This is a genomic window from Candidatus Ozemobacteraceae bacterium (assembly GCA_035373905.1).
In the GTDB taxonomy this organism is placed as follows: Bacteria; Muiribacteriota; Ozemobacteria; order Ozemobacterales; family Ozemobacteraceae; genus MWAR01.
This window is the reverse complement of sequence record DAOSOK010000044.1, coordinates 1-26,562: the sequence shown is the minus strand read 5'-3', so window position 1 is coordinate 26,562 and position 26,562 is coordinate 1. Positions and strand designations below refer to the sequence as shown.

Genomic DNA, 26,562 nt, shown 5'->3' with positions numbered 1-26,562 from the left:
GCGTTCAGAAACTGTCCATGGCGTCTTGCACCGTCGGAAACACCTCGAAGGCACGATTCATCCGGGTCAACTCGAAGACGCGGCTGACCATTCCCTGTATTCCGCACAGGACGATCCTGCCGCCGTCACGGCGGAAGGAAAGGCTTGCGCTGACGATGGCCCCAAGGCCGCTGCTGTTGATGAAGGAGATTCCGGACAGATCGATGACCACCTGCTTTTTCTCTTTCTGCAGAAGCGAATTGAGAAGTTCCCGGAGTATTTCAGCCGTGACCGTATCGAGCTCTCCTGAGAGACTGATTGCAAGGGCTTTTTCGTTTTCGATCACCTGGTATTTCATGGTTTCCTTTTCGACCTGACTGTTCGTCCGTCGGAAGCGAGGGCTTCACGAACGACTCAGACATCACCGCATGGATGATATATCAGAATTGACCTGAAGAAATACTCGAAGTCGCATGAACTTTGCATACAAGCGTTTAGGGGACTCCCGGAATCCACCGGACGGGGTGGCCGTCGACCGTGAGGTTTTCGAGGAGACCGGCGATTGCGGGCGGGGCGGAAGCAGATGGAGTTTCGCCGGGCCAGGCTTCCGGTTCGGCGGTCAAATGGCCGAGAAGCTTCAGGTCGCGGTCAAGAACATCCAGCCAGAGCCGGCCATCCTTCCAGCGTTTCAGGTAGCGACGGAGCAGGGGGCCGGGGCGCAGCAGGGTCAGTGACACGCGCCGGTCGAGGGCAGGGGCTTCCCCGCGGATATCGCAGGCGACGATTTCCCGCGGCGGAATATGCGAGGCGAGGACATACTCGTCGAGATCGGCGACCTGGTTCACCCACAGGCTTTTCAGCGTGAACCGCTGACTCTTCGGCATGGTTCGGTAATACTGAAAATATTCCCGCAAATACGAGTTTACATCCAGGCCACGGCGTTCCGTAGGGGCGATGACGAAGATGACGCGCCCATACAGGCACGAGGTGCGGTAATTTCCTGAAACGAACAGAAACACGCGGTTGAAGAGGTTCAGGTCGATGTCCCGCGGGGCATTGTCCAGCAGATACGTGAGATGCCCGGTGCGTTTCTCGATCCCGACGATGCCCGGTATGTCCGCGGCGGCCAGAGCCCATTCCAGCAGGGCCCGGCCGGTGAGCCCCCGCTCGCGGCCCTTGCGCATCTTGTCCCAGATGCGGGTCGAGGCGATCATCTCCTCGGGATCTTCGAGCAGGGTGCGGATCGCAAGCCGCTCCCGGTGGGGAAGCTCTTCAGGCACCCATCCGCAGCCTCGATACACGAGGTCGAACGCGCCTGATGCCAGCCGGGCCTTTCCACGCGGTGTGTTCATCTCGGCAACGCTGGGAAGCGCGTATTCCGGCCCCGAGGCGGTCGGGCGCGCTGCCAGCTCCCGGCGGCATTCCTCCGGCCATTCGAAAGGATGGTCGACCAGCGACGGAATCAGGCCTGTAAACGACGCGAGCCAGGCGAACTCCTCGCGGTTTTTTCGCGCCGCTTCCGAATCGGAAGAGACTTCCAATGCTCGCCGGTACAGGTAGGCGTGAAGCCGGAGAGCGAAAGGATCGGGCTCTTTGCCTGTCACGCCCACCTCGGCGCTGGTATCGGTTTTCACCCGGTCTGCGCTGGCGAGCAGTTCATCAATCCGGCGTTTCCAGCCGTTTGGGGATTTGGCGTCTTCCTCGAACACCACTTCCGCTATTGGTTCGAGATCGAGGTGCAGATCGTGGCTTGTTTCCTGGACGGCCTCGTTCAGCCGCTTCGCCCACGGCGCATCTCCGATCACCAGATCCCCGGCGGGCGGTTCTGCCGAAAGAGCCGGTGTGAGCGCGGTACACACGATCATTCCCGCAAAAGCCAGCAGAGAGCGGGTTGATATCATGTCGACCTCCGGTGTGAACTGCCGTCACGATGGATTTCTGATTTCCGCTACTCTATCATAAGGCATCATGATCAGCGTCGAGCACAAGGCATGAATATCGTATTGCACAAGGAGGGGATGACGATGCCAGGCTGGCAGGGGCGATTGATTGCCGGATTGATCATTCTTCTGGGAGTGTTCATTCCCGAACGAACGATTGCCGCCGGAGACGCCGGAAACGCGCTTCTTTCACCCCTCGAATGCGTTTCCCGGGCGCTGGATGTGGTGGCCCGGCGCGACGACGCCGAGTTCCGCGCTCGTGTCGGAGCCCGCCTGCCGCGCGACAGGGATCTGTGGGAACTCCAGTTCGCATGGGCCGTTCGGCGCGCCCGCCTTGTTTCCGCCAGGGAATTCGCCGCGGAGAACCTGGCGGCCACGATCGACGAAGCCCTTCTGGCGTTGGCTGAGCGACCGTGCTCCGCGACCCGGGCCAGGCGGGAACTGAACCGGCTTCTCGATGAATCCGAGAATCTCCGTATCGTTGCGCATCTTCCCATCGTTCGGCTGATTCTGGACGGGGCGGCCGCCCTCGATGACGGATTTCGCGTGAGCGGAATGGCGACCGCGCCCATTGATCCCCTGCGGGATGCCCGGCGCCTTGTCAACCGCATCGATTGGGAATCGGCTCTTCGGACGATGCCCGACACGCCGTGGCTCGTGTATGGCGAGCAGACCTGGAACGACTGGGCGGAAACGGCGGCCTGGATCGCCGCAGGCGCGGATGGGCGTCCAATCGGCTCTGAGCTGCTTCGGGAGATTCACCGCCGGGCTCTGGCGCATCACTATTTTCGCGGGTTCGAAGTCCGACGGATCGAGGCAGCCGCCGCTCGGGGCGAAGTTTCCCAGCGACAGGCGCAGGATCTGCTCTCGCGCATCGCATCGGGAGCCCGGATTGTTTTTTCCGGTGTCGATCAATCGACGTTGCCGGGCCGGTATCGAAGCGATCCTCTCGATGACTTTCCGCATGACGGAGAATGGGTGCTTTCGGATGGACGGCGCGTTTTGACGGCATGGGAGTGCCGGATGCTCGGCAAACTCCGCTGGTGGAGCGTTTCGACCCCACCGCGGGAGATTGCCCGGGGAATGTTCGTCGGTCGCTTTCTCTACCCGCGCGGGTCGGTGATCGAACGGGAGGTCGGGGAGGTTTTCCGTCGCGTGAATCGTGAGCTTGCTGCGGCTCGCACAGCCAAAGACGTGATCAGGGCTGTTGCGGGGATGACGAAGGATCTGCTTGCCATCCACCCATTCATCGATGGAAACGGCCGCTGTGTGCGGCTGCTCGGCGATCTGATCCTTCGGCGCCGGGGATTGCCGCCTCCGGTGTTCCTCCCGGAAAACGAGTTGCTGATCCCCCTCGATCGGCTGGTCGACATGTATGTGTTGGGCATGCGGGAATGGTGAACCGCCCCTCCATGCACAGGATCCAACGTCTCTGCTGGAGAGCTTTCACCAGCCCCCCTCATAATCTGGTATACTCTACAAACGATCTCTTTTTCACCGGGAATCACGAGTGGTTTTGAAATCCAGGGATCAGAGTATGGAGAAAAAATGATTTCATCACTGAAAAAATCGGCGATCCTTTTCCTTGCTGCGGCGGGTTTCTTCATCTCCTCTTCAGGCGCCATTGCACTGGAGCCCACTGCGACGGAAACCCCCGAGGAGATGTTCAGGCAGCTCAATGAGCGCATCGATGCGCTTGAGCAGCTCGACTCGCGAAATCAGGCCGATTGCTTCAAGATCCGGATCCTGGCCGACAAGATATTCAAAGCCGGATTTTCCGATGATTACACGGTTCCCCGGGCCACCCGCACGAGTTTCACGCCCGGCGACGGACTGTATGCCGCCTGCGAGACTCTTTCCGACGAACAACTCATCGGCGAACTGAACGAGATCACCGGCCGGCAGCAAACGTCGGTCGGCTACCAGGGCGCCCAGACCGTCATTTTCTCGAAGCTGGACAACGAAAACGGCGAAGTGGAATGCGTCTACACCGGGAAACGAATCAAGACGCTGGGCGAGCCTTCCGCCACCATCATGAACGTCGAGCATACCTGGCCCCAGTCCCAGGGAGCCGTCGGTATCGCCAAGGCCGATCTCCATCACCTCTTCCCTGCCGATTCGCATGCCAACGGAATCCGCGGGAACCTCCCCTTCGGCCTTGTGGATAGCCCCGAATGGGAGGAAGGCGGAAGCAAGTGCAACGGATCGGTGTTCGAGGTTCGCCCCGAGCACCGGGGCAATGTCGCCCGTGCGAAGTTCTATTTCGCGGTTCGCTATGGCAAGAAGATTCCGCCTGCCGAAGAAAAAGTCCTCCGCGAATGGAACGCGCAGGACCCGGTCGACGAGAACGAACGCAAACGCAACGACAGCATCGAGAACCTCCAGCACAACCGGAATCCGTTCATCGACAAGCCCGAATTCATCGAGCGAATCTCCGACTTTTAACCCCTCACCCGAACCTCTTCGCGAAGGGCGCTTCAACAAACGAAGCGCCCTTCGCCATTCCGGCGGCTTCGGTATTGTTTCCGGCAAACCGTTCGCCCTGAGCTTGTCGAAGCCTGTCCTGAGCCTGCCGAAAGGGGCGAGAGCCTTTCGCGCTTCGACAGGCTCAGCACGAGAAAAGCCTGTAAAGCGGCTTCCTTTCTGCTTCTGCGGGGGTCTGGAATTGACACCCGTTCGATGGGCGTGATAGGGTGATCCGCTCGCGGGAACGCGGGATCTGCCGCTTGAAAACAGGCATTTCCCAGCGCGGCGAAAGGAAGAGGCTGTGAGCGTGGCGTTCAAAAAACGGTCCTCTGCGTCGGAGGTCCGATGAACCCTGGAGACTGGCAGGATCGGCTGCGCGAATCGATCCGGCAGTTGTTCCGGCAGTCGTTTGCCCTCGTTCCCGTCACACCGGAGGAGATTCCTGAGGGCCGTCGGCTCGTGCTGGTGCGGGCTTCGGACGATCCGGGGTTCCCCGATTCGAAGAAATTCCTGCTCGGCCACTGGAAGGTCGATGCCGGATGGTTCGAACTTCCCTTCGTTGCCGGAATCCGCTGCGGCGTGGCATCGCCCAGGCCGTTCGCCCCCGGCGTGCAGTGGGGGGTCGATCTCGACTGGTCCGGTCAGCCGGCGCTCGCATTCCGGGAGCTGATGAAGCGGGTCCGGCATCTGAAGAGCCTGCGACGCGACGGATTCGAGGGGCTGGTGTTCCTGTCGCCGGACGAGCTGGGCGCGATTCCCGTCATCGACGCCCTCGCCGCGGTGCTGGCCGGCGGGCCTGTCTGGCTGCTCACCGGCATTCAGAACGGGTATCGGCTGTCCGTGGCCCGGTGGCTGGTGCGGGCCGCGGTCGTCGGCTTGATCAAGCCGGCCGACGGCGCCGTCGCGTTCCTGATCTACCTGCTGCTGCGCGTGCAGGCGGGGGTGCGCCTCCCATGAACGGTTCCGGGAATCCGCCCTTCCGCGTGGCGTTTGTGACCCACGAGAATTACCACATGCCGGGCGCCCGCGTCCGGTGCTACTGCATGGCGAAGGCGCTCGCCGAGCGCGGCGCCGACGCGCGCGTCTTCTCGTTCCATGACGAGTTCGGCCGGGCCTACGCCCAGATGTCCGATACCGAGATGATGCTCAACTCGCTGCGGGCCTACAACCGCCTGGTGAAAGAGCCGGCGGGGACGATCCTCTTCGTGCAGCGGATCAACTACCACACGCTTGCCCCGTTCCTTGCCTCGCGGGTCCGCGGCTTTCCGCTCATTCTCGACTGCGACGACTGGGACTTCGACGCCCCGATCTACCACACGCTTCGCCAGCTTCCCGGCTTCGACGCCCACACCTGGCTCGACCGCGTGGGTCGCACGGCGGCCGCCTGCGTCGCGTCGAGCCATGCCCTGAAAGAAGTGCTGGAAAAGCTCAACGGCCACGTTGAGTATCTTCCGACCGGCGTCGATACCGTGCGGTTCCATCCGCCCACCGCCGAGGAAGAGGCCGCCGCCCGGTCCCGCCCGGTCACGGTTTCCTGGATCGGCACGGTGTTCCGGCGCGACAACGTGCTGGCGCTCCAGTTCGCGATCCGCGTCTTCGCCGAGGTGTTCCGCCGGTGGCCCCACTGCCGGCTCGAGATCGCCTCGACGGGGTTCATGATCGAGGAGATCAAGCGCCAGGTGGCCGATCGGTATCCGCACGTCGACATCACGTTCGTCCCCTGGATGGCCCCGGACGACGTGCCCGGCTACCTTCGCAGGATCGACGTCGGCCTGCTGCCGCTGATTCCGGCCAACCGGTTCAACCAGAGCAAGAGCCCGACGAAGCTGTTCGAATACATGGCCTGCCGCCTCGCCACGATCTCGAGTCGGGTGGGGGAAGCGGCCCACGTGGTTCGCGACGGGATCGACGGCTTCCTGGCCGACGACGAGGCCGGCTTCGTCGAGGCGCTTCTGACGCTGGTTCGCGACGACGGGCGCCGCAGAGCCATGGGCGAGGCCGCGCGGAAGCGCGTCGAAGAGCGGTTTTCCCACGAACTCATGGCCGACCAATTATATCGATGGCTATATGAACTCGCCGGCCGGAAAACCGCGGCTGACCGGTGAACTCGCGCTTGCCGTTTCCAGAAGCTGTTTCGGAACGATGAACGTCCCCGTCATCCTCAGGCAGTTGACGACGGTGGTTGGCTCGGCCTACCTGTGCCGGGCGATCAACCTGGTGATCAGCCTGATCCTGCTGCGGCGCTGGGACCTGGCCCAGCTCGGCGAGTTCTACACGATCGTCGGGTACTGGAACACCTGCACCATCCTGAGCGACCTGGGCCTGGGGCGAATTCTCGTCGCCCGACTGCAGCAGGCGCCGGAACGCTCTTCATACCTGATTTCGCAGGGCATGCTCATCCGCGCCGCCACCAGCCTGGCCGCCTACGCGTTCACGGTGGGCCTCGCCTGGCTGATCGCCCCGTCGTTCCAGGTGCGCTGGTGGACGACGGTGTATCTGCTCGGCATTCCGTTCTTCAACCTGCGCACCGTCATTCATCCGCTGCTGCAGGTGAACAGGCAGTTCGGCGTGATCGCGGGCATGGACCTGGCGATGTCGGTGGCGCACCTGGGAGTTGTCTGGTGGTTCCTCGCGACGCTCGATATCGGCACGTTCCTCGGCGTCATGATGGCTACGAACGCCGCGACGGCCGTGTATGCGCTCTGGTTCGTCCGGCGCTCCGGTTTCGCGTGGACGGGCGCATGGGAGTGGAAACCTCTGCGTGAACTGTTCATGGCGGGAGTGCCGCTGGGCCTGTCGGGCATCTGCCATATGGCTTACTATCATATCGATCTGCTTGTGGTTTCTGCCTTCTGGGGGAACCGCGAAGCCGGCATTCTGGGAATCGCGAAGCGTCTGCTCGATCTCGGCATCATTCTCGCCGACTCGGTCATGCTCGTCGCGCTTCCCGGCCTGGCGAAGGCATGGCGCAAGGGAAACGAGGCGCTCGACGGCGTGGCGGCCGGAACCTTCCGGCTGATGGGGGGGCTGCTGCTGCCCGCGATCGGCGCGATGCTGCTCTTTCCCGACGTGCTGCTCGACCTGCTCGCGCGGCAGAGCATCCCGGAGGCGCCGCCCGTCATCGCTCTCTCGACCATGTTCCTGATCGGTGTTTCCTACGGCGTCATCCAGTCGAACCTGCTGGTGGTCGTCGGCCGGAACTGGATGGACCCGCTGTTTCTCGGAAGCCTCGCCGCCGTCAGCATCACGCTGAACCTGGTCGTCGTTCCGCTCTGGGCCAGCATGGGAGCGGCGATCACGATGTGCGTGATCAAGGTGATCTACTTCGTCGCCGCGCTGAACGTCGGGCTGACCCGGCCCTGGATCAGCGGGTATCTCCGAACCGTCGGCCTTCCGTGGGCCGTGGCGCTCGCGTGCGGCGGCCTTGCGCGGGCGTTCCTGCCGACGCCGCTGATCGCGTTCCTGGCATTTCTGGCTGCGAGCGGGCTGGTCGGATGGATCGGCTTCGGGCTGGGCCGCGTCTCGGCGGTCATGGAGCCGGGCGGCGAAGCCGTTTCCGATGCTGGCCGGAAAGCCTGAGAACGCCGTTTCCCGGATGGGTCAGAGTTTCGAGAGAAAACGTGCCAGGCGGGCCGCGAGATGCGGAAGTTGGTACTCGCTCAGAATCGTTTCCAGGCCGCGATCGGCAAGGGTGCGTCGCAGGTCGGGGTGCTCCAGAAGCTGTTTCATCAGGGCGCCGAACTCGTCGGGACGCCGCGCCAGCAGACCGTTCCGGCCGTGCCTGATGATGCGGGAGGCCTCGCCGAGGTCGGAGACGATGACGGCGCGGCGGCTGGCCATATACTCGAACATCTTGGTCGGGCTCTTGCAGCGCGAAAACTCGGTGTCTTCGAACAGCGGGAACAACCCGACGTCGACGCCGCGCATCAGCTCGGAAATGCGGTCGGGATGCACCCAGTCGAGGATCGTGATCTCGGGATGGGCGGCGGCCCGCTTCTTCAATTCGCCGAACCAGGTGCCGCCCCCGACGATCTGGAGCCGCTTCGGAACCGGCGACGGAATGGCCAGGAACTGGTCGATGAGCAGGTTGAGCGTGTTGAGGTTTTCCCGGTGCATCAGGGTGCCGACCCAGGAAAAGCACACGTCGGGCGCATCGCGATGCGGGTGCGCGGGGAAACGGTCGGGCCGGACGCCTGTCGGGATGAGGATCGTGTTCGGGTGGTGCGGCGAGACGAGCTCGAACAGCCGGTGGCTCGAGACGATGCAGCCGTCGGCGAGCTTCACCAGCGTCTGGAACAGCGTGTCATACCGGAACGGCGGGAACCGGCACAGCCACTTGAACCCGTTCGGGTTACCCTTCCAGTCGAAATCGTCCAGGTCGAGAACGATCCTGGCGCCGAGACGGCGCCGCAACGCCAGCGCGGCGAGCGCGTGGTAATGCGTGCGCTGCACGATCAGCACCGTGCCGGCCTCGTTTCGCAGGTCCCAGGTCGCGCGCAGGTTGGCCAGCATCTTCTGCGTGTCCGAGAGCCGCGTGTAGAAGCCGGGCTGGCCGGCGAAATATCGTTCCCCGTATGAAAACACATCGGCCTCGAACCCTGCCTCACGCAGATACCAGGCCATGTCGGCGCACCTGATCCGCGCGGCGGGCAGGCTGAACCGCTCGTTGGTCAGGAACAGGAGCCGCTTCCGGTCGGCAGGTGGTGGCGGCCGGGTGCCCCGAAGAGCGAGAAGCGATGCGAGAGTCTGCTGGGCCAGCCAGCACGAAAAGGCGAGCGAGCCATCGACGGAAAGCAGCAGCTCGAGCCAGGCGGGCCGCTTCCCGCTCTGGAGGAGTTGCAGGATACCCCCGGCCAGCCGGCCGGTCATTTCCGTCGAAACATATCTAAAAATATTGAAACGGCTTTCGCCGGCTTGAGGGCGACTTTGCGCAAGATCTCCAGCGGATTGGAGAATATCTGGCGTTGGAGCTGGTGCTTCCGCCAGCGCCGTTCGGCGTATGCGCAGGCCTTTTCCAGAGAGGCCGACGAGAGGGTGTCGCTCTTGAAAACGGCAGACGTGTAGCCGTCAAACTTCGAAAAATCATTGGAGGTCAGCCGCCCCTGCTCACGCAATGTCTTGAACAGGTCGCAGCCGGGGAACGGCGTCAGGATCGAGAACTGCACCGACGCCGGGTCGAGATCGAGGACGGTGTCGACCGTCTTTTTGATCGTCTCCTTCGTCTCGCCGGGCAGGCCGAAGGTGAAGGTCAGGTGCACCTTGATGCCGAGCGACTTGGCGAACCGGATGTTCCGCAGGGCGGTATCGATGTTCAGGGACTTTTTTGCGTGATCGACTAACTCCTGGTTCGCCGACTCCATGCCGAACTTGGCCGCGGTGAGGCCGGCCTCGCGCATCCGGCTCAGGGTCTCCTCGTCGGACGTGTCGGCCCTCGCCATCATCCCCCAGGGGAGGTTGATGCCCCGCCGTTTCAGCTCGTCGCACAGCGCCAGCATGCGTTCCTTGCCGATGTTGAAGGTATCGTCATCGAAATAGAACGACTTGTAGGGAAACCGCTTCAGCTCGAATTCTATTTCATCGACGATCTTTTCCGGCGAGCGGAACCGGTAGTTCCGGGTGCGGTACATGATCTGCGGCCAGACGCAGAAGACACAGCCGAACGGGCAGCCGCGCGAGCCCCACATCTGCAGGGAGGGCGCCGGGAGACAGCCGGTGAGGTCCTCGTAGACGTTCATGTTGAAGAGATGCCGCGCGGGGAAGGGGAGCTCGTCGATCCGCTCCCGAAGAGGGCGGAACGGATTCCTGACGACGTCGGGCCCGTCCCGGAATTCAAGCGACCGGATGTCACGCAGACTGCGGTTGTCCGACAGAGCCCGAACCAGTTCCAGCAGCGTTTCTTCGTATTCACCCGCCAGGAAAAAATCAGCCTCGGGGGCGAGAGAGAGGTAGCTGCGGGCATCGGGGTCCTGCCAGGCGCCCGTCACGGCGATGCGGCAGCCGGGCAGCCGCTGCTTCAGTTCGCGCAGGATGCCGCGGTCGTTCTCGAACGACGGCGTTGATGTCTCCACGACGACGAGTTCGGGGCGGGCGGCTTCGGCCCTGCGGAAAAACTCCGGCGTCGTCAGCCGTTCGCCGCACGCGTCGATGACCGCAGGCTCGAATCCGGCCTCGATCAGCACCGCGGCCGCGTATCCCATGAAGAACGGGAACGGCATGTAGCGCGTGCCGTTCCGCTCGAAGTGCGGCCAGCGCGAGCCCGCCCGGACGTAGTAGTGACCCGGTTTTTCCCACGGGGGATTGGCAAGCAGGACTCGCATGGCAGACTCCTTCCGATCAGCGGCGCTCGACGAGCCCCCTGTAGATGTCCTTCAGCAGTTCGTCGATGTCATACTGGTATTTCCAGTCGGGATAATGTTCCTGGAACCGGCGGACGTCGCTCACATACCAGATGTGATCGCCGATGCGATTGCTCTCGACATATTCGGTGATCATTGTATTTCCAGTGATATTTTCGCATTTTTTGATGGCTTCGACCATCGAGCAGTGGCTGTGCCGCGAGCCGCCCATATTGTAAACCTCGCCCATGCGGGGCTTCTGCGTGAACTGCCAGAACGCCTCCACGAGATCGTGGCTGTGGATGTTGTCGCGCACCTGCTTGCCCTTGTATCCGAACACCTTGTACGGCGTCTTCGTGATGGCGCACTTCATCAGGTAGGCCAGGAACCCGTGCAGCTGGGTTCCCGAATGGCCGGGGCCGGTCAGGCAGCCGCCGCGGAAACAGACGGTCTTCATCCGGAAATAGCGGCCGTATTCCTGCACCAGCACGTCCGCCGCGACCTTCGAGGCGCCGAAGAGGCTGTGCAGGCTCTGGTCGATCGACATCGACTCATCGATGCCGTGCTCGAAAAAGGGGTGGGCGGTGTCGACTTCCCACCGGGTCTCTTTCTCGACGAGCGGAAGCCGGTTCGGCGTGTCGCCGTATACCTTGTTCGTCGAGGTGAAGATGAACGGTGCTTCCGGGGCGGTCTGGCGGGTCAGTTCGAGCAGGTTCAGCGTGCCGTTCGCATTCACGGTGAAATCCACGTGCGGCGCCTTCGCCGCCCAGTCGTGGGACGGCTGCGAGGCGCAGTGGATGATGAGGGCGAGGTCGGAACCGGCCTCGCGGAACGCGTTGCCGAGCGCCGCTTCGTCTCGGATGTCGATCTCGAAATGCCTGTAGTTCTTCAGCGACTGCTCGAGGTCGAGGCGCATCCAGCGCGTCGAGGCCTCGTCGCCGAAAAACTCCTTCCGCATGTCGTTGTCGATGCCGAATATGGTATAGCCCTTGCTATGGAAAAAACGGCTGGCTTCCGCCCCGATCAATCCTGCCGATCCTGTGACAATCGCTATCTTCATGGTTCCTCCCCGTGGCAGTCCACGGAAATCAAAGAATGTCCTTCAGCTCGTCGCGGTGGCTCTCGATCCAGGAGGCGATCTCCGCCACGATGGCACGCATGTCGCGTTTCGGCTTCCAGCCGAACGTGCGACTGACGAGGGATGCATCCGTCACGTAGTAGGGAACGTCGCCCGGGCGCGTCTCGGCCACGGATTCCATCGGAACCCGGTTGCCGGTAACTTCCTCGCAGAGCGCGGTCAGTTCGGCGAGCGAGAACGAGACGGCGTGGCCCCCGCCCACGTTGAAGCAGGTGCCGCTCGCCTTGTCGATGTTCGAAAGCTGGATCCCGAGAAGGTCTGCCAGATCGTCCACATGGATTGCGTCGCGGACCTGCAGCCCCTGGCCGCCGAAGCCGATCGTCTTCAGCGGCCGCTTGAACACGTGATGCGCGACCCACAGGGCGACGACGCCCTGGTCGACCTTGCCCATCTGCCAGGGCCCCGTAATGATGCCGCAGCGGTTGATGACCGCTTTCAATCCATAGGTCTCGATATATTCCTGGATTAACAGTTCGCTGGCCAACTTGCTCGCCCCGTAGAGCGTCCGGGGGCCGTCCAGCGGGAACTCCTCGGTGATGCCCTCCGGCGTGAGGCCGCGGGGGAGGGGGCTGCCCAGGACGAATCGGCCGACTGTCTGCTGCAGAGGGATGTTCAGAAGATGCCTGACGGGGTAGACGCGGCTGGTGGAAAGGAACACGAGCCGCGCGTTCTTCCGACGGGCGAGTTCGAGTATGTGAAAGGTCCCGAACAGGTTCGTCTGGATGACATACGACGGGTCGCCGCCGATGCCGGCCAGGACCGACGGCTCGGCCGAACAGTCGATGATCAGGTCGAGATCGCCGAAACACGCAAAATCCTCGGAAATGCGGATGTCGCCGTGCACGAAGGCGACCCCCGCCTCGCGCAGACGTTTGAGGGTCAGCTCGCTGCCGCGGCGATGGAGGTTGTCGAATGCCTGGACATTCCCTGCCGGAACGTTCTGTTTGAGGGTGATGGCGAGATTCGAACCGACGAACCCGGCCCCCCCGACTACAAGCGCATTTCGAAACATCAGTCGGCACTCACTTTGTGGAGTTTGCAGGATACCTATTGATTCCTGCATGACAAAAGTCGATTTCACGTTCCCGTTCGTGCTGAGCCTGTCGAAGCACGAGAGGCTTTCGCCCCCTTCGGCAGGCTCAGGACAGGCTTCGACAAGCTCAGGGCGAACGGGTGGTTTTCACTCTGCAGGACTCAATACCGAGGGCGAGCGTACCACGTCGAAGCCTGAGAAATCAAGTGCTGGACGTGGCGGAAAACCCCGTCGCCATGGTATTTTACCCGCCATGGACACTCCGGCGGCGGGGCGGGAAATCGGAATCGAAGAGCGTTTTCGGACTCTTCGCGGCGTCTGGAACTTCATTCTCCTGGCCGTGACCGCCTGCTGGGTGTATCTGTACGAGTTTCCCTGGCGAGGCGATCTGCTCGGACTTCCCGCAATCGATCTCGCCTGGATGGCTGCGTGCGTCGGGATCGCCTCGTGGCGGGGCCGGTCGTTCGCTGAAAACCTGCTGTGGATCACGTTGTCGCGCCACCTGCATCTTGCCGCGATGGGGGAGTTCGAGGCGTTCCAGGCGCTGGTGTCGATCAGCTGGGCTGCATGGGGAGCCTGTCTCGCGCTTGCCGAAACCGATGAACAGCGGATGCTGCTGGCCGGGTATCACCTCGGCCTGACCTTCGATGCCGGTATGTGCCGTCCCATCGGCCTGGGCATGAGTTTCGGCCTCGATGCCGCCGCCCTCGACCTGCTCCTCGTCACCGCCGGCATGAGCCGCATCGCAAACGGCCGGCTTCCCGCGATACGGTGGTTGCCCGCGGCCCTTCTGGCCGGGGCGCTGGGCTTTCTTGCGATCGCGCATGCGGGCGGCCCGGGAAGCAACACCGCGGTGATGCTTCTCGCGCTGGCGAGCCTGACGATCTTCTTTCTCGCGCCTGGCACGGCCGCCGCCGCCGGCGACCGGTTGATGCAGGCGCTCGTTCTCGCCGGGTTTCCCATCGTCCTGGCCGCGTTCGGCATGATGCTCGGCGAGGCCGATCTGTGGACGGCGATGCAGAAACGCGTTTTCGCCGGCGGGCTGCATCCGAACCTTCTGGCTGCCTACGCCCTCGGCATGCTGACATTCATCATCCGCCCCGCCGAGTGGGACCTGATCCCCGCTCCGGCCCGCCGGGTGGCGCGCGCCGCCGCCTGTATCGCCTATCTCGGCATCCTCCTGGCCAGCGGCGGAAGGGCCGCGATCCTGGTGTTTCTCCTGACCGCCCTCCTCCTGCACCGCCGCCGGTTCGCCGACGCGTGCACGCGTCGGACGCTCGTCCCCGCCCTGGTTATCGGCCTGCTGTGCATCTACAAGCTCTTCGACACGTCGCTGTGGTTCGAAGTATTCCATAACGAACGATATCTCATCTGGCGGGCGGCCGTCGACCAGATCCGCGCGCATCCCTGGCTGGGCCATGGAATGATGGCATTCGGCCAGTTGCCCCTTGCCCTGCCGGACGCCTTGCGGATGATTCCCGCCGACTGGATTTACCCCCACACCCACAACCTGTTTCTCGAAATCGCGCTTTCCGGCGGCATTCCGTTGCTTGTGCTGTTCCTGATCGCAGGGTTCCTGTGGGGAACCTCGGCTGCCGTGTCGGCCGGCGCCTTCGGCCTGGGGGGCGCGTTCCTGGCGCTGGGCCTGTTCGACTTCGTCTGGTTCACCCCCTCGCTCATGGCGCTCGGGATGAGCGCATACAGCGAAACTGCACGCGGTTCCGGTTCGTCGGACGAGGCCGTTCCCGGGAAAAAGTGGGTGCCGTGGTCGTTCGCGGGGATACTATTGATTATGATATATGGCATCTTTAGCCTCCATCGGGCCCCGTTTCTGTTCCGGCAGTCGGTCGAGTTGCTCGGCAACCGGAATCCCGCCTGGGTCGAAACCCTCGACAGGGCCGCGACCGTCAGGCCGACGGACCTGGCGATACGCCTGCAGCGCCTTCTCATCCGCTGGAGCACGGGAACGGCGCCGTCCGAGGCCGATCTCGCCGAACTCGACGATATCGCGGCCGGGTGGCCCGGATACTATCTCCCACGGTTCCTTCGCGGCCGCCTGCGGGAAATGGCCGGTCACCCCGTAAAGTCGCTCGAAGACCTCGCCGCCTCCGTCTCCCTCGAGCCCCGAGACCTGCTCGGAATCCGCTGGGCCCGCCTCGCCCTGGCGCGTGCCGCCGCGGGGACGGATGCGACGGATGCCGCGTGGGAGGCGGTCCTGCGTGGGGGGTGGGGCCCTTCGCTCGTGCTCGATCACCCCGCCGTCGGCGCGACGATGACGTCGCTTCTCGTTTCACGCTGGACGGCGGCCGCCCCGAAAACCGTCTACGAAGCCCAGATGATCGCGGATATCGGGATATGCCTCGCCCGGCGTGGCGTCCCGCTTCCGGCGAAAGAACTCGACTCCGCGCTGGCCCGGAGTTTTCCCGAGCATGCGCGCGACGCCTGGAACCTCCTCGACCTGGTTCGCGTTCCCCCCTCGGAGCCCATGGCCGATCCGTCTTGGGGGATGGGATGCCTCGCGTTCATGCTCGAGTTGGCGGCGAAAGCGAACCGAAAAGAAATATTTGAAGATATATACTCGAAGATACAAGCAAAGATCGTCCGCCGGAGCAAGAACAATGAAAACCTCCGAAGCGATTTCCTCTCGACCGGTTTTCTGCCGCCGGACGCGGCGTTCGAGCGGCTGCAGCGACTGAGAGAGAGCGACCCGGGGAACCCCTGGATCATCGAACGGTACGGTGATCTGCTTGCCGCGTCGGGCCGGCCGGATGAGGCCCGGGAAGAATGGCGGACGGCTCTGAACCTGTGCTCCTCCGTTCGGCTCGAACCGGTGTTTTCCGATGGCCCCCGGCCGTGGGCGCTCGGCTCGACGGGCGACCAGTGGACGCTGGCCTTCGAAACGGCCCTGCGTCGGTATGATCCCGATGCGGGCGGATACCATCGGCAGAAATGGGACGCCTTCATGGCGCGTCTTCGCGCCAAGGCGGCAGGACAGGGGGGGGGGCGGCCATGAGCACGCGAGGGGCTTCCTGGTTTTCCGGGGTCGTTGCCATCGCGATCGTGGCGGTCTATGCCCATGAGCATCCGCTGTTCGGAATGGCGCTGGCAGACCCGTCTGGCCTGCCGTACATCCTGGGAAAGGGCGCCCTCGCGTTCGCCGCATGCGTCGCGGGCATCCAGACGATGGAATGGATCGGCAGGGGCGTGCTCGCGCTTTTCCGCTCCTCATCGGCATGTCCCGTCGCGAGATTCTCCGTCGGCCTGGTCTGGCTGACCCTGGGCAGTGTCGCCCTGCTGACCCTCGGCTTCCTGCGGCCGGTAACCGCTCTGCTCCTGCTCGTTCCTCTCGTTGCTGCAATCCGCCTTCCCCGTGCCGGGAACGGGTCGATTCTTGCGGGTATCCACGGGGCATCCTGGCTCGTTCTGCTGGCGTTCGGCGTCATGGCCGGGGTGTGTGCCCTCGCCCCTTCAACCGCTCACGACGATCATGTGTATCATCTCCAGGCGATTCGCGAGTTCAGCGAAACCGGAACGCTCTGGCAGCCGTCGCCGCAACTCAACACCTACAGGCCCCTGGCTCACGCCGCTTTCCTGGCCTGGCTTCGGCTTCTTACCGGGGATCTCCTGGGCGGTCTCGGCAATCTGCTGTTCCTGACCGGGGCCGGCCTTCTGATGGCGAGAACCTATGGCCTTTCCGGAACGGTGGGGCTTCTGGCCTGGGTGTCGAATCCCGAGCTGGTATTTCTCGCCGGCTCATCCTACGTCGAACCTTTCCAGTGCCTGGTGTTCGTGGCCATCCTCACGCTGCTCGGATCTTCCGGACTCCGTTCCGAAGCCTCGACATGCCGTATAGCGGGGCTGCTGGCCGGACTGCTGCCGGCGACGAAGTATCTCGGTCTTGCCCTTCTGCCCGTTGTCGCGATTCTCGCATACGATCTTGTACGCCGCGGAAAAATCCCCTGGAAGGCTTGTTCCGCTCTGCTGGCCGGGGGGCTGATTTCTCTCGGCCTCGGCGCCGGACCGTTCTACTGGCGAAACCTGGTCATGACCGGAAATCCGCTGTATCCCCACGCTTCCGGCGTGTTTCAGGCAAAGCCCGGGCTTCCCGGCCTGCCGTTCGATCGCCTTCCCGCCGGCTCGAAGGACCTGATCGACTTCTCGTATGAGGCGTTCACCGATCGCTTCGGCATGGGCCACGAGATAGAAAACCTCCTGCTTGTGCCGTGGAACGTCATCATTCACGGTCACTTTCACTCTGATATATATCCACTAAAGTATTTTGACGGGCAGTTGAGCCCTCTCGTCCTGGTGTTCGGACTTCTGCTTCTCTCGCACGCCTTCGGTTTCCGCATATCCGAAACCCCGGCACGCACCTCTTCCGATCTCGGCGAGGAGTGCGGGGCCGATTTACGGGCCATTCTCGCCTGCGCCGTGTGGTTGCTGGGAATCTGGCTGCTGGGAAGCCACCAGATCAGGTTTCTGCTGCCTCTCGTTGCGCTTCTGGCCTGGGCGGCTCCCTTGATGGTCTTCGCATTGCCTCCCCGCCGACTTGCGTTCTGGATGCTTCTCGGGATCGTGTCCTGCACCTGGACGGCTTCGTACGGGCTGAACCGGATTGCACGCGTCGAACCCGCCGTGTCCGGGGCGATGCCGGCCGACCGGTTCCTCGCCTCGAAATTCCCTTTTTACGCCTGTTTCGACTGGGCGAATCGTCACCTGACCGGTGAAGGAAAGATTCTCGTCCTGCTCGAGGAGCGCACCTACCATCTCCGCCGACCGCACCTCTGGACGGGCCTTCTTCCGCACCACTTCATCAATTTCCTGTACAGGAGCGGCTCGGCCGCCGAAGCCGAGCGCCTGCTGAAGGAACAGGGCATCGCCTACATCTATCTCCCCCGGCACGCAGCCGCCCTGTATGCGAACATCGACAGCGAAGGCTTCCGAAAAATCCAGGAAGAATTCTTCCAAAAGTGCCTCACCCCCGTCTATTCCGACCCCCAATGCGCCCTCCTAACCTGGAAATCCCCATAACCGCGAATTCGGGGGACGTGATATCGAATTCAGAAAAAGAGACCGTGTCAGAGAGATTCAATGCTTTTCTCCCATGATTCATGGATTTTTTGAGCCTTGCATATCAAAAACCAGCTTCGTGTCTCCGTTCGTGCTGAGCTTGTCGAAGCACGAACAGCCACTTGCCGATGGTTCCTCATTTCGCCCTTCGACAGGCTCAGGGCGAACGGTTGGTTTTCATTCTGCAGGACTCAATAGGTGTCTTGATATCACGTCACTGAAATTGAGTTTGGTATCACGTCCCCGGAATTGATCGGGTATAATGGGCGCACCTGCATCGGCGGAAAGGAGCGAGCCGTGACCTGGAACTGGATCGGCACCTGGCGTGACCGGCTGGAAGACATGAAGCGACATTTCCAGATCGTCACGAAGAATCCCACGCCTGCGCGGTGGTTCAATTTTCTCGTCAACGAGCTGTGCGCCAGGTTCAGAACCCTGACCGTGCCAGGGTATCCGTACGTGCTCGTCACCGACCCGACGAACCGGTGCAACCTGCGATGCCCGCTGTGCCCGACCGGCCTCGGCCTGAAGGGCCGCCCGAAAGGCGACATGCCCTGGAACCTGTATCTCAAGGTTCTGCGCGAACTCTCGCCCTGGGCGATCCGGATCTGGTTCTTCAACTGGGGCGAGCCCCTGCTGAACCCCCGCCTGTTCGACATGATCCGCGAGGCCAACCGGCGCGGCCTGGCCACGAACCTCAGTACCAACGTCCAGCTGCTCGGCCGGGAAAAGGCGCTCGAACTGCTCGATTCGAATCTCGATTACTTGATCATCTCGATGGACGGCTACGACGCCGAATCCTACGGTCGCTACCGCATCGGCGCCTCGTTCGACCGGGCGATGGAGAACATCCGCTTCCTGCTCGCCGAGAGGCAGCGCCAGGGTCGCACCGGCCTGCGCGTCGAGTGGCAGTCGCTGGTCACCGCCTACAACCAGGACCAGCTCGACCGCATCACCGATCTCGCGTCGAAAACCGGCGTCGACCGCGTGCGGTTCATGCCCCTCGAGCTGGCCGACTCGCCCTGGACCGGCCGCGCGCCCGGCCCCGAACGGGCGTGGCTGCCGGATGCGCGCACGCCGTACCGGTACGAGTTTTCCCCCGAGAAGCCTCTGTCGGAACACGCGTGTTTCTGGCTCTACGAAACGATCACCGTGAATCCCGACGGCGGGGTGGCTCCCTGCTGCCGCACGTTCGAGACGAGCGACGATTTCGGAAACGCGAACCGCGAGACCATCCGCGCCATATTCAATAGCGTGAAGTATCAACGGGCGAGAGCCATCTTCCGGGGCGGCGTCCCGTTGCCCGGCGCCCCGATCGTCTGCGACCGCTGCCGTGAGTACACCCACGCACGATGACCGTGTCGACACGACTTCACGAAATGCCTCGGATATATTATGCCATATAGGAAAAACGCATGGTTGTGCTACGGGTGAGCCTGAATCGCGCGAAAGCAGCGCTTGCGAGGCTCGAGAAACAGTATGAGAACCTTCTGAATGCCGGAAATCGGCCTGAACTGACCGCCTTGGACAAGGAAGCGTTGTTCGAGTCCGTTCTGTGCCGGTTCAAGCATTGTTACCAGGAAATGAGTGAAGTTCCCCTTCAGAAGCAGACTTCCTGCATAGAACATTTCGTCCCGAAAGGGACGAAACACATTTACGAGCGGGCGATCAGGAAAGGATATATCCGATGCTCGAAGAACTGGATCGAAGAGGGTGACCGGTTGAATTTCGAAGGGTTTCTTCCGTATTCCTTCAATGAACGCGAGGAAGCCTTCGGACTGTCGTTCATCGGTGATTGTATCCGGGACTCCCGAGCGATGCTGGACAGCATGGATGCAGCCGAAAGGGGGCTGCCCTCGGATTGATCGCCGGACGGTGGGAGCTCACACGTCCGCCCGATGCTGATTCTGGCGCTCCAGGCGCTGCGCGAGAAGCCGGGAGAGAACCAGCGCATACTGCGGCTTTTCCCGGATGGCTTCGACGAACTCCCGTCGCGAGATGCTGAGCAGGCTTCCGGCCGTTTCCGCCGTGACGGTGGCCGTCCGGCGGCGGTTCAGCAGGAAGGACATTTCCCCGACGAACAGGTCCGCCGGGCCGAGCGTCGCGACGGTCTTTCCATGCACGTTCACCGAAAAACGGCCTTTCATAATATAGTATAAACTATCTGATGGTTCGCCCTCCCGAAAGACGGTTTCCCCGGGGGTGAACACGATAGGGCATCGGTTCCGAAACAGGCCGGGAGCCATATTCGCGACGGCGATCTGGTGAGGAACTTTGAACCGGACTTCGTTCCCGGGTTCGTTGAACTCGAGATCCTGCACGAGTTGCTTCACCATCTGAAGTCCCCGCCCATGAAGCTGCAGGCCGGTGCCGCCTTCCGAGCCCTCGAGACGGTTCTGCCAGTCGAAACCGGCTCCTTCGTCGGCAATCAGGAAGGAGGTGAACGGGGCGGTGACCTCGTATTCGAACCGCACGCGACGGGAGGCGATCGCCGGGTCTTCGCACCGCCGGTCAATCAGCTCCTGGATGTCGCCTCCGTTCTCGAGCCACGCGGTCTTTTCCGCGTAACTGATGCCGCAGTTTCCATGCTCGATCGCGTTCTGCATCAGCTCCGTGAAAACCAGCGTCAGCTCGAGCTTCGTTTTATCCGAGATCCGGTGAAGGTTGTAGAGATAGTTCACGATCATGTTGGCGTGGCACATGGCAACCAGCGGCTCGTTCTCGATGCTGAACTGGTCGACGAGCGTCGCGGCGAGGTCGAGAGCCACGAATCGCTGGACCAGCATGCCGGCGTTCTGATGGAGGATGCGGAGGATGCGCGGCACCAGGTCGGCGAGACGTCCCTGCGGAAGCCCGACCAGAAAATTGGCTGCCTGAAGCTCTGGGACCTCAGCCGCCGTGTTTACGCGCTGCTGGATGGTGAGAATGCCGCAGGACAGCATCCAGGGATCGCTGCGGAGGTGTGCCAGAATCTCCATCCCCCCGGCAGCCGGATCGCGAAAGTCGATGACGACCAGTTCGGGAAATTCGAGACTGAGAAACTCGTTCGCCCGTGCGGGCGTGTCGAGATGGGCGAGATCGAAATACTCGGCCAGATCGGCCGGGAGAAGGGCCGCGAATTCTCGGAACAGCTCAGGATCGGGGGAAAAGAACGGGATCGTTCCCATGGTCAGCCTCTTCTCGAGAATGCGCCCGCGCCGTCAGGGAGTCTGAAGGTTCCTGCAGGCGGCTACGATCTCTTTATAAATATCGATCAATGTATTTTCTGGAAATGGCCCCCGGCGGGCGCGTCCGACTCGGTTGAGCACCTCTGCCTCGCGTGCCGCGTCGAGAGGAAAGGGGATGCCGGCTTCCTTCTTGCAGGCGCCGATCTGAAGCGCCGTTTCAGCGCGACGGTCGAGCAGGGCGACGATCTGCGCGTCGATCAGATCGATCTCGCGGCGGAGTTCCCCGAGGCGCTCAGGCGGGGTCTTCGAAGGCACTGCAGCGGGCTTTCAGGTAGCGCTCGACGAGCTTGTAGTTGGGGCAGGTCTGGTCGTTTTCGCGGCAGTAGGGGCGTTCCCGGTCGTGGCAGGGGGAGCCGGCGTGCCGGAAGATGCGCGGCGCGACTTTCCGCACCTCGCGGAGCATCGCCTCGGCCAGGATGCGGATTTCCCACTGAGCCTTGCGGCAGCATCGCTGTTCGAAAAAGTTGAACAGGCTGCGGGCGTTCATCGTGTAGACCAGCTTGGTCTCGACGGCGTTCGGGAACAGGTAGCGGGCGTCTTCGGCCGGCACGCCCAGTTCCAGCAACTCGCGATAGCCCTTCAGCGCCTCTTCCGTGACGGCCGCGAATCGCTTTGCCGCCTCCGGGTTCGCCGCGACCGTCGGCGGCACGACGTACGGCAGCTCGCGCAGCTTCGTGTACTCGACGTAGCGCTGGCTTTCCTGCGAATACGAGGCGATGCGGTGTCGCACGAGCTGGTGAGACAGCGCCCGCGAGACGCCGTCGACGCTGAACGTGAACGTGACGTGCTCGAAGGGCGACAGGTGGTTTCTGAGCCGCAGCTTCTCGAGCAGTTGGTCGATCTCGGTCTCGCCGAGCCGCTCCTCGATGGCCTCGGCGGTGCGGCACGAGTAGCATCGCCGCGCGGCGAGGGCCACGAGCAGATCGGGGTCGGGGGTGTGCCTGAGCAGGACGAGTTTCATGCGCGTGACCTGACTGCGCCGGGAACCGCACCGGGCGTACCGACACCCGGAAAGGACGTGGAGGACCTTTCCGGGTGCGCGGCGTGACACCCGACAACCTCGCGGCTGACGGGCGGCGTGATGGTTACTTCTCGGAGGCGGGGACGCCTTCGGCGGCCGGAGCGGCCTTGGCCTTCGCGGTGCCCTTCTTGGCGGCTTTCTTGGCCTCGGCTTCGGCGGCGACCTTCTTGTGCTGCTCGATCTTCGCCTGGAAGCGCTCGACGCGGCCGGCCGTGTCGAGGAAGCGCTGCTGGCCGGTGAAGAACGGATGGCAGGACGAGCAGACTTCGACCTTCAGCTCCTTCGCCGTTGAAGCGGAGGCGAACGAATTGCCGCACGCGCAGGTCACGTTGATCTTGTTGTAATCGGGATGGATCTTGGCCTTCATGGGGTTACTCCTTGCGGTAAATGCTCAAAAGTGCTTTGAGGCTTCTTCCAGACTGTCATAGGTCTGGATGATGTGCTGAAGTTGGATGAGTTTGAAAATGCCGTAGATATACGCGTTGAGGTTGATCAGGATCAGGTCGCCACCCGCATCGCGAAGCTTCTTGAGCGAGCCGATGAAGAAACCGAGACCTGACGAGTCGATATAGTTCATGCGCTCGAGGTCGAGCACGATCTTGACCTTGCCTTCCTGAACGAGGCCGTTGATCCGCTCCTTGGCGAGCGGCAGCGTCCACATGTCCAGGTCGCCGATCAACTTGAGCACGACGAAGCCTTTCGAGGCTTCAGAGCGTTCGAACGTCAGCTTCTCTTTGGTCGTTCCGTTCTTCTTGTCGGTCATTGGTTCCCCTCCACGTAATTTGGTTGACCCTTCCGGGCCATTCCCGGCTCAGTGCCGGGGGCGACCTCGGACGATTTCGATGGCCCGATAGACCGCCATCATGATATCAGCTTTCCACTGACTTGACTCCAAGTCTACATTTGTAACAGCTTCTCCCAATAATGTCACGACATATCGTGAGGGAAGTGTGTTCAGCGCGAGGGCGATCATGTCGCTTTTGCACCGTTCGCAGCCGCAGATTTCGTTTCGGCGGGCAAGCTCAGCGTTGACGGCCTGTTCCACCATCACTTCCATCTTGTTGATCATTTTCACTGATGCCATGCTGCTTCAGCGCCTTCTTTTCGTCACGTGTGCGAATCGGAATCGGCGAGCTTGGTGCGGAGCGTCTTCGGATCGATGTTCAGCAGTCGCGCCGCCTGCAGTTTGTTGCCGCCGGTGTATTCCAAGACCTTGCGGACGTACATCCGCTCCATCTCTTCGAGGGTCATGATCTGCTCTTCCCGCATCTGGTGATCTCCGAATGAGGGCGATTGCTGGCGCAGCTTTTCCGGAAAGTCTTCCGGCTCGATCACCTGGCCCCGGGAAAGCACGATCGAGCGCTCGATGACGTTCTTCAGCTCTCGGATGTTTCCCGGCCATTCGTAGGACGAGAGGACCCGCATCGCTTCGTCGCTCATCGCAAGACCCGCCTTGTTGTACTTCTTCGTGAACTCGCCGAGGAAAAAACCGACGAGCGGGGCGAGGTCCTCCATGCGGTCGCGAAGCGGCGGAATGCGGATCTCGACGACGTTGAGCCGGTAATACAGGTCTTCGCGAAAACGTCCCCGCTTGATTTCCTCAAGCAGGTTCTTGTTCGTCGCAGCGATGATCCGTACATCTACCTTGATGGTCTCCTTGCCGCCGATACGCTCGAATTCCTGCTCCTGGAGCACCCGAAGCAGTTTCGTCTGGGTCATGAGCGCCATGTCAGCGACTTCGTCGAGGAACAGGCCGCCCGTGTGGGCCCGTTCGAAGCATCCTTCCTGACGACCGACCGCGCCCGTGAACGCGCCGCGCTCGTGGCCGAACATCTGGCTCTCGAGAAGCTCGGATGGGATGGCCGCGCAGTTGAGGGTGATGAACGGCTTCGCCCGGCGGCCGCTGGCGCGGAAAATGCTCTGTGCCACCATCTCCTTGCCGGTACCGCTTTCGCCGGTGATCAGTACAGTGACGTCACTCTGGGCCACTTTGTCGATCAGGCCCAGCACCTCACGGATCGCCTTGCTGTTACCGATGATCTTGCTGTCCATGATCAAACCTGCGAAAGATCGTCACCCCTTCAGGAGGGATAAAGAAAGCCGGCGATAGGGATTGAACCTACGACCTACTGATTACGAATCAGTTGCTCTACCGCTGAGCTACGCCGGCAAACAGTCGGAAAGACGGGAAATATCCTACCACAGCCCCTGTTCCGTGTCAATAAAATCGAAGAATTTTCCCCGGAAAAATTCCGCACCCCGCCCGCTCTGGCGGGAAAACCCGCGATGAACGGGGTACCCGATTCCATTTCCAGGGTTGGGGACCGCGCCAGACTGGTGCTGATGGAGGGTCGGGTTTCAAGCCCGCCCTTTCTCGAGGAGTTCGATATCAACCATCAGGATGACCGGAACCGATTTTCCACACAGCCTCTTATTGATTCCTGCATAATGAAAGCCACCCGTTCGCCCTGAGCCTGTCGAAGGGCGAAATGAGGAATCATCTGCAAGTGGCTGTTCGTGCTTCGACAAGCTCAGCACGAACGGAGACGCGAAGCTGGTTTTTGATATGCAGGACTCAATAACCCTCCAGCCTTGCGAAGAATAATCGATGGTATACGCGTTCTCGCGTTGCGGAGTATACTGCGTATAAGAGACAATGCGGCATTCCGGTTCATCGAGTGAGAAGGAGTCGCCATGAAGCTTCCCTTTCGTGATCTTCCCGTTCCTGTCCGTGACGAACTCCTGGCTGCCCTGCGGGGCGCCCGCTCGAAAACCTGGTATGTGCGGATCTACGAAGATCTCGTCTGGCACAAGGCGGTGTCGGCGATCTGCCTGGGCGGCCTGCTGATCGTCGGAGTGCTCGTTGTTGCCGGTGTCGAGCGCGAACTGTACGGCGGCTGGGCCGGTGTGATGATCGCCGTCTCCATGCTCGGATCCTGGCTGATCCTGACGGGAAGATATCTGCTGCATCTTCACCGTCATCGGCAGGTGCCCCGCTCGGTCGTCGCGACACCATATATCGTCGCATATATGAAAAACGAGGACGATCTTGTGGAACTCTACCCGGTCGCCGACGTCCGGAAGGCAACCGTCACGATTTACGAACACCGGGACAAAAAGACCGGTCGCAAGTGGCGCGAACACCGCTTGTCCTTCAAGGTTGGCTCCGAGTTCATCTGCTGGAATTCCATCGAAGGCAATCTGGTCTTCGAATACCTTCAGCGCGCCGCCGGTCTTGAACGTGATTCCGATGCTCCTCCCCGAGGTCAGGCATCTTCTGCCGAGCCGGATCCGAGCGCCGCCTGGCCAGCCCTTCTCGCTGAAGCCGCCGCCCGTCCTGCGTCGCCGCTTCCCCGCCGCTGGCCCCTCGCGATGCGGCTCGGCCTGCTGATCGGCCTCCTGGCCTGGCTTCTCCAGATGCTCCTGACGGAGCGCGACCTCTGGTACAACGTGAACGCCTATCCGACCACCCACCAGTGTTATCGATATGCCACCCATGCGCCTCTGGGCTGGCACAAGGACAAAGCCTTCGACGAGCTGTGGGCCCGACGAATCTACGAAGAGGCGCTCTCCGCGCGCATGCCGGGCCCGTCGGGAAAAGCGTCCGAAATGGCCCTCTGGAAAGCCAAATCCGCAATTGAGAAATACCTTCGCCTGATGCCGAACGGCGCGTTTCGCGCCGACATCGCCTCCCTCCACGACGACATCTCCTGGGCCTGGACCGAGTCGAGCGGTCGCCAACCCCGGGACATCGCCTTCTACCTCGACGACTTCCCGGCCGGCCTCCATGCGACGGAAGCCCGCCGCCTGCTCGCTCCCGCGGAGAATGTTCCCGGAGACAAGCGCTAGGTCCAGCCGGTTTCGCGTTCCCGTTCGTGCTGAGCCTGTCGAAGCGCGATGAATGTTGCCCGACAACGCCATGGTTTGTCGCCGGCATGAGGTGATCTTGTAAAGATGCCTCTATATTGCTGTATCGCCCGGAATGTGTATGTGGTGCCGCGAGTGTGCCGGGATGAAGGAGCGGGAATTGGCTGCAATGCTGCCTGGGAAGCGAAAGACTGTCCATGAGCGGGTGCTGGATGTCCTGAGCGAAGATGGTGCAAGGATCCGGAGTTGCTGCGTGCCGATCCAGTTGGGACTCCCGGATGTCGAAACCCCGGGGCGCAGGTGGTCGGTGACCGTCGGCAATCATCAGAAGGTCATTCTCGAGTGCTGCCTGAACGATGATGGTGCCCGGATGAGGGTGATCGGCAGGCGGCCGAGAAAATGGGCAACGAACGAGCCTTCGTCGGTCGAATCATGTGTATTCGGATAAGCTGATTTCCAGCTTGAAACATCGATAAACGCTGAAAA

General features: G+C 62.1%; 23 protein-coding genes and 1 tRNA gene. 10 read left to right on the top strand and 14 right to left on the bottom strand.

Annotated features, from left to right (window positions below):
* Positions 1-4: 4 nt before the first annotated feature.
* Together PLU72_17545 and PLU72_17540 are read right to left on the bottom strand one after the other, a co-directional pair.
* A complete protein-coding gene (locus tag PLU72_17545) occupies positions 5-337 on the bottom strand; it encodes an STAS domain-containing protein (GenBank protein ID HOT29984.1) in 333 nt (110 codons plus the stop codon).
* A gap of 136 nt (positions 338-473) precedes the next feature.
* A complete protein-coding gene (locus PLU72_17540) occupies positions 474-1,880 on the bottom strand; it encodes a hypothetical protein (protein HOT29983.1) in 1,407 nt (468 codons plus the stop codon).
* Positions 1,881-2,003: 123 nt separating this feature from the next.
* Here PLU72_17540 and PLU72_17535 point away from each other — a divergent pair, with 123 nt between their 5' ends.
* From PLU72_17535 to PLU72_17515, 5 genes are all read left to right on the top strand, one after another.
* Positions 2,004-3,320, top strand: coding sequence for a Fic family protein (locus tag PLU72_17535; GenBank protein HOT29982.1), 1,317 nt, complete (start codon positions 2,004-2,006; stop codon positions 3,318-3,320).
* A 147-nt stretch (positions 3,321-3,467) separates the two neighbouring features.
* The gene (locus PLU72_17530; protein HOT29981.1) at positions 3,468-4,364 is read left to right on the top strand and encodes an endonuclease; all 897 of its coding nucleotides are present in this window, start codon (positions 3,468-3,470) and stop codon (positions 4,362-4,364) included.
* A 366-nt stretch (positions 4,365-4,730) separates the two neighbouring features.
* Positions 4,731-5,342 (top strand): hypothetical protein, encoded by a 612-nt coding sequence (locus tag PLU72_17525; GenBank protein ID HOT29980.1) that lies wholly within the window; start codon positions 4,731-4,733, stop codon positions 5,340-5,342.
* On the top strand, positions 5,339-6,490 hold the full coding sequence (locus PLU72_17520; protein ID HOT29979.1) for a glycosyltransferase family 4 protein: 1,152 nt from the start codon (positions 5,339-5,341) through the stop codon (positions 6,488-6,490). Before PLU72_17525 ends, PLU72_17520 begins: the two co-directional genes overlap by 4 nt.
* Entirely contained in the window at positions 6,453-7,964 is a 1,512-nt protein-coding gene (locus tag PLU72_17515; GenBank protein ID HOT29978.1) for an oligosaccharide flippase family protein, read from the top strand. Before PLU72_17520 ends, PLU72_17515 begins: the two co-directional genes overlap by 38 nt.
* Before the next feature lie 21 nt (positions 7,965-7,985).
* On the opposite strand, the gene PLU72_17510 is transcribed toward PLU72_17515, so the two are convergent.
* From PLU72_17510 to PLU72_17495, 4 genes are read right to left on the bottom strand one after another with little or no spacing between them, the layout of a single operon-like run.
* Entirely contained in the window at positions 7,986-9,254 is a 1,269-nt protein-coding gene (locus PLU72_17510) for a glycosyltransferase (GenBank protein HOT29977.1), read from the bottom strand.
* The gene (locus tag PLU72_17505) at positions 9,251-10,702 is read right to left on the bottom strand and encodes a radical SAM protein (GenBank protein HOT29976.1); all 1,452 of its coding nucleotides are present in this window, start codon (positions 10,700-10,702) and stop codon (positions 9,251-9,253) included. Before PLU72_17505 ends, PLU72_17510 begins: the two co-directional genes overlap by 4 nt.
* A gap of 16 nt (positions 10,703-10,718) precedes the next feature.
* Positions 10,719-11,780, bottom strand: a complete 1,062-nt coding sequence (locus PLU72_17500; GenBank protein HOT29975.1) for an NAD-dependent epimerase/dehydratase family protein — start codon at positions 11,778-11,780, stop codon at positions 10,719-10,721.
* A gap of 28 nt (positions 11,781-11,808) precedes the next feature.
* Positions 11,809-12,870, bottom strand: coding sequence for an NAD-dependent epimerase/dehydratase family protein (locus PLU72_17495; GenBank protein ID HOT29974.1), 1,062 nt, complete (start codon positions 12,868-12,870; stop codon positions 11,809-11,811).
* Positions 12,871-13,144: 274 nt separating this feature from the next.
* Here PLU72_17495 and PLU72_17490 point away from each other — a divergent pair, with 274 nt between their 5' ends.
* The 4 genes from PLU72_17490 to PLU72_17475 all read left to right on the top strand — a co-directional run bounded on the left by PLU72_17490 (position 13,145) and on the right by PLU72_17475 (position 19,826).
* Positions 13,145-15,904, top strand: a complete 2,760-nt coding sequence (locus PLU72_17490) for an O-antigen ligase family protein (protein HOT29973.1) — start codon at positions 13,145-13,147, stop codon at positions 15,902-15,904.
* Complete coding sequence (locus tag PLU72_17485; GenBank protein HOT29972.1) at positions 15,901-17,922, top strand: hypothetical protein; 2,022 nt, start codon at positions 15,901-15,903, stop codon at positions 17,920-17,922. Before PLU72_17490 ends, PLU72_17485 begins: the two co-directional genes overlap by 4 nt.
* 336 nt (positions 17,923-18,258) lie before the next feature.
* Positions 18,259-19,317, top strand: a complete 1,059-nt coding sequence (locus PLU72_17480) for a radical SAM protein (protein ID HOT29971.1) — start codon at positions 18,259-18,261, stop codon at positions 19,315-19,317.
* A gap of 59 nt (positions 19,318-19,376) precedes the next feature.
* Positions 19,377-19,826: a hypothetical protein gene (locus tag PLU72_17475; protein ID HOT29970.1), complete on the top strand. Its 450-nt coding sequence runs from the start codon at positions 19,377-19,379 to the stop codon at positions 19,824-19,826.
* Positions 19,827-19,844: 18 nt separating this feature from the next.
* On the opposite strand, the gene PLU72_17470 is transcribed toward PLU72_17475, so the two are convergent.
* The 8 genes from PLU72_17470 to PLU72_17435 all read right to left on the bottom strand — a co-directional run bounded on the left by PLU72_17470 (position 19,845) and on the right by PLU72_17435 (position 24,379).
* Complete coding sequence (locus tag PLU72_17470) at positions 19,845-21,128, bottom strand: cyclic nucleotide-binding domain-containing protein (protein ID HOT29969.1); 1,284 nt, start codon at positions 21,126-21,128, stop codon at positions 19,845-19,847.
* A 33-nt stretch (positions 21,129-21,161) separates the two neighbouring features.
* On the bottom strand, positions 21,162-21,443 hold the full coding sequence (locus PLU72_17465; protein ID HOT29968.1) for a chorismate mutase: 282 nt from the start codon (positions 21,441-21,443) through the stop codon (positions 21,162-21,164).
* A complete protein-coding gene (gene thyX, locus PLU72_17460; protein HOT29967.1) occupies positions 21,421-22,239 on the bottom strand; it encodes an FAD-dependent thymidylate synthase in 819 nt (272 codons plus the stop codon). The genes PLU72_17465 and thyX overlap by 23 nt, the downstream gene beginning before the upstream one ends.
* Positions 22,240-22,273: 34 nt before the next feature.
* Positions 22,274-22,576 carry a 50S ribosomal protein L31 gene (rpmE, locus tag PLU72_17455; GenBank protein ID HOT29966.1) on the bottom strand — a complete coding sequence of 101 codons (303 nt, stop codon included), beginning with the start codon at positions 22,574-22,576 and terminating at the stop codon, positions 22,274-22,276.
* A gap of 24 nt (positions 22,577-22,600) precedes the next feature.
* The gene (locus tag PLU72_17450; protein ID HOT29965.1) at positions 22,601-22,972 is read right to left on the bottom strand and encodes an STAS domain-containing protein; all 372 of its coding nucleotides are present in this window, start codon (positions 22,970-22,972) and stop codon (positions 22,601-22,603) included.
* A 48-nt stretch (positions 22,973-23,020) separates the two neighbouring features.
* On the bottom strand, positions 23,021-23,293 hold the full coding sequence (locus PLU72_17445; protein ID HOT29964.1) for a late competence development ComFB family protein: 273 nt from the start codon (positions 23,291-23,293) through the stop codon (positions 23,021-23,023).
* A gap of 23 nt (positions 23,294-23,316) precedes the next feature.
* Positions 23,317-24,261: a sigma-54 dependent transcriptional regulator gene (locus PLU72_17440; GenBank protein ID HOT29963.1), complete on the bottom strand. Its 945-nt coding sequence runs from the start codon at positions 24,259-24,261 to the stop codon at positions 23,317-23,319.
* Positions 24,262-24,307: 46 nt separating this feature from the next.
* Positions 24,308-24,379, bottom strand: a tRNA-Thr gene (locus PLU72_17435).
* A 524-nt stretch (positions 24,380-24,903) separates the two neighbouring features.
* Between PLU72_17435 and PLU72_17430 the strand changes: the two genes are divergently transcribed.
* Complete coding sequence (locus PLU72_17430) at positions 24,904-26,058, top strand: hypothetical protein (GenBank protein HOT29962.1); 1,155 nt, start codon at positions 24,904-24,906, stop codon at positions 26,056-26,058.
* Positions 26,059-26,562: the final 504 nt, after the last annotated feature.

What these genes read in the sequence shown, in the direction of transcription:
- PLU72_17545 (HOT29984.1), bottom strand. Translation starts at nt 337, where the DNA reads ATGAAATACCAGGTGATCGAAAACGAAAAAGCCCTTGCAATCAGTCTC.
- PLU72_17540 (HOT29983.1), bottom strand. Translation starts at nt 1,880, where the DNA reads ATGATATCAACCCGCTCTCTGCTGGCTTTTGCGGGAATGATCGTGTGT.
- PLU72_17535 (HOT29982.1), top strand. Translation starts at nt 2,004, where the DNA reads ATGCCAGGCTGGCAGGGGCGATTGATTGCCGGATTGATCATTCTTCTG.
- PLU72_17530 (HOT29981.1), top strand. Translation starts at nt 3,468, where the DNA reads ATGATTTCATCACTGAAAAAATCGGCGATCCTTTTCCTTGCTGCGGCG.
- PLU72_17525 (HOT29980.1), top strand. Translation starts at nt 4,731, where the DNA reads ATGAACCCTGGAGACTGGCAGGATCGGCTGCGCGAATCGATCCGGCAG.
- PLU72_17520 (HOT29979.1), top strand. Translation starts at nt 5,339, where the DNA reads ATGAACGGTTCCGGGAATCCGCCCTTCCGCGTGGCGTTTGTGACCCAC.
- PLU72_17515 (HOT29978.1), top strand. Translation starts at nt 6,453, where the DNA reads ATGAACTCGCCGGCCGGAAAACCGCGGCTGACCGGTGAACTCGCGCTT.
- PLU72_17510 (HOT29977.1), bottom strand. Translation starts at nt 9,254, where the DNA reads ATGACCGGCCGGCTGGCCGGGGGTATCCTGCAACTCCTCCAGAGCGGG.
- PLU72_17505 (HOT29976.1), bottom strand. Translation starts at nt 10,702, where the DNA reads ATGCGAGTCCTGCTTGCCAATCCCCCGTGGGAAAAACCGGGTCACTAC.
- PLU72_17500 (HOT29975.1), bottom strand. Translation starts at nt 11,780, where the DNA reads ATGAAGATAGCGATTGTCACAGGATCGGCAGGATTGATCGGGGCGGAA.
- PLU72_17495 (HOT29974.1), bottom strand. Translation starts at nt 12,870, where the DNA reads ATGTTTCGAAATGCGCTTGTAGTCGGGGGGGCCGGGTTCGTCGGTTCG.
- PLU72_17490 (HOT29973.1), top strand. Translation starts at nt 13,145, where the DNA reads ATGGACACTCCGGCGGCGGGGCGGGAAATCGGAATCGAAGAGCGTTTT.
- PLU72_17485 (HOT29972.1), top strand. Translation starts at nt 15,901, where the DNA reads ATGAGCACGCGAGGGGCTTCCTGGTTTTCCGGGGTCGTTGCCATCGCG.
- PLU72_17475 (HOT29970.1), top strand. Translation starts at nt 19,377, where the DNA reads ATGGTTGTGCTACGGGTGAGCCTGAATCGCGCGAAAGCAGCGCTTGCG.
- PLU72_17470 (HOT29969.1), bottom strand. Translation starts at nt 21,128, where the DNA reads ATGGGAACGATCCCGTTCTTTTCCCCCGATCCTGAGCTGTTCCGAGAA.
- rpmE (HOT29966.1), bottom strand. Translation starts at nt 22,576, where the DNA reads ATGAAGGCCAAGATCCATCCCGATTACAACAAGATCAACGTGACCTGC.
- PLU72_17450 (HOT29965.1), bottom strand. Translation starts at nt 22,972, where the DNA reads ATGACCGACAAGAAGAACGGAACGACCAAAGAGAAGCTGACGTTCGAA.
- PLU72_17445 (HOT29964.1), bottom strand. Translation starts at nt 23,293, where the DNA reads ATGGCATCAGTGAAAATGATCAACAAGATGGAAGTGATGGTGGAACAG.
- PLU72_17440 (HOT29963.1), bottom strand. Translation starts at nt 24,261, where the DNA reads ATGGACAGCAAGATCATCGGTAACAGCAAGGCGATCCGTGAGGTGCTG.
- PLU72_17430 (HOT29962.1), top strand. Translation starts at nt 24,904, where the DNA reads ATGAAGCTTCCCTTTCGTGATCTTCCCGTTCCTGTCCGTGACGAACTC.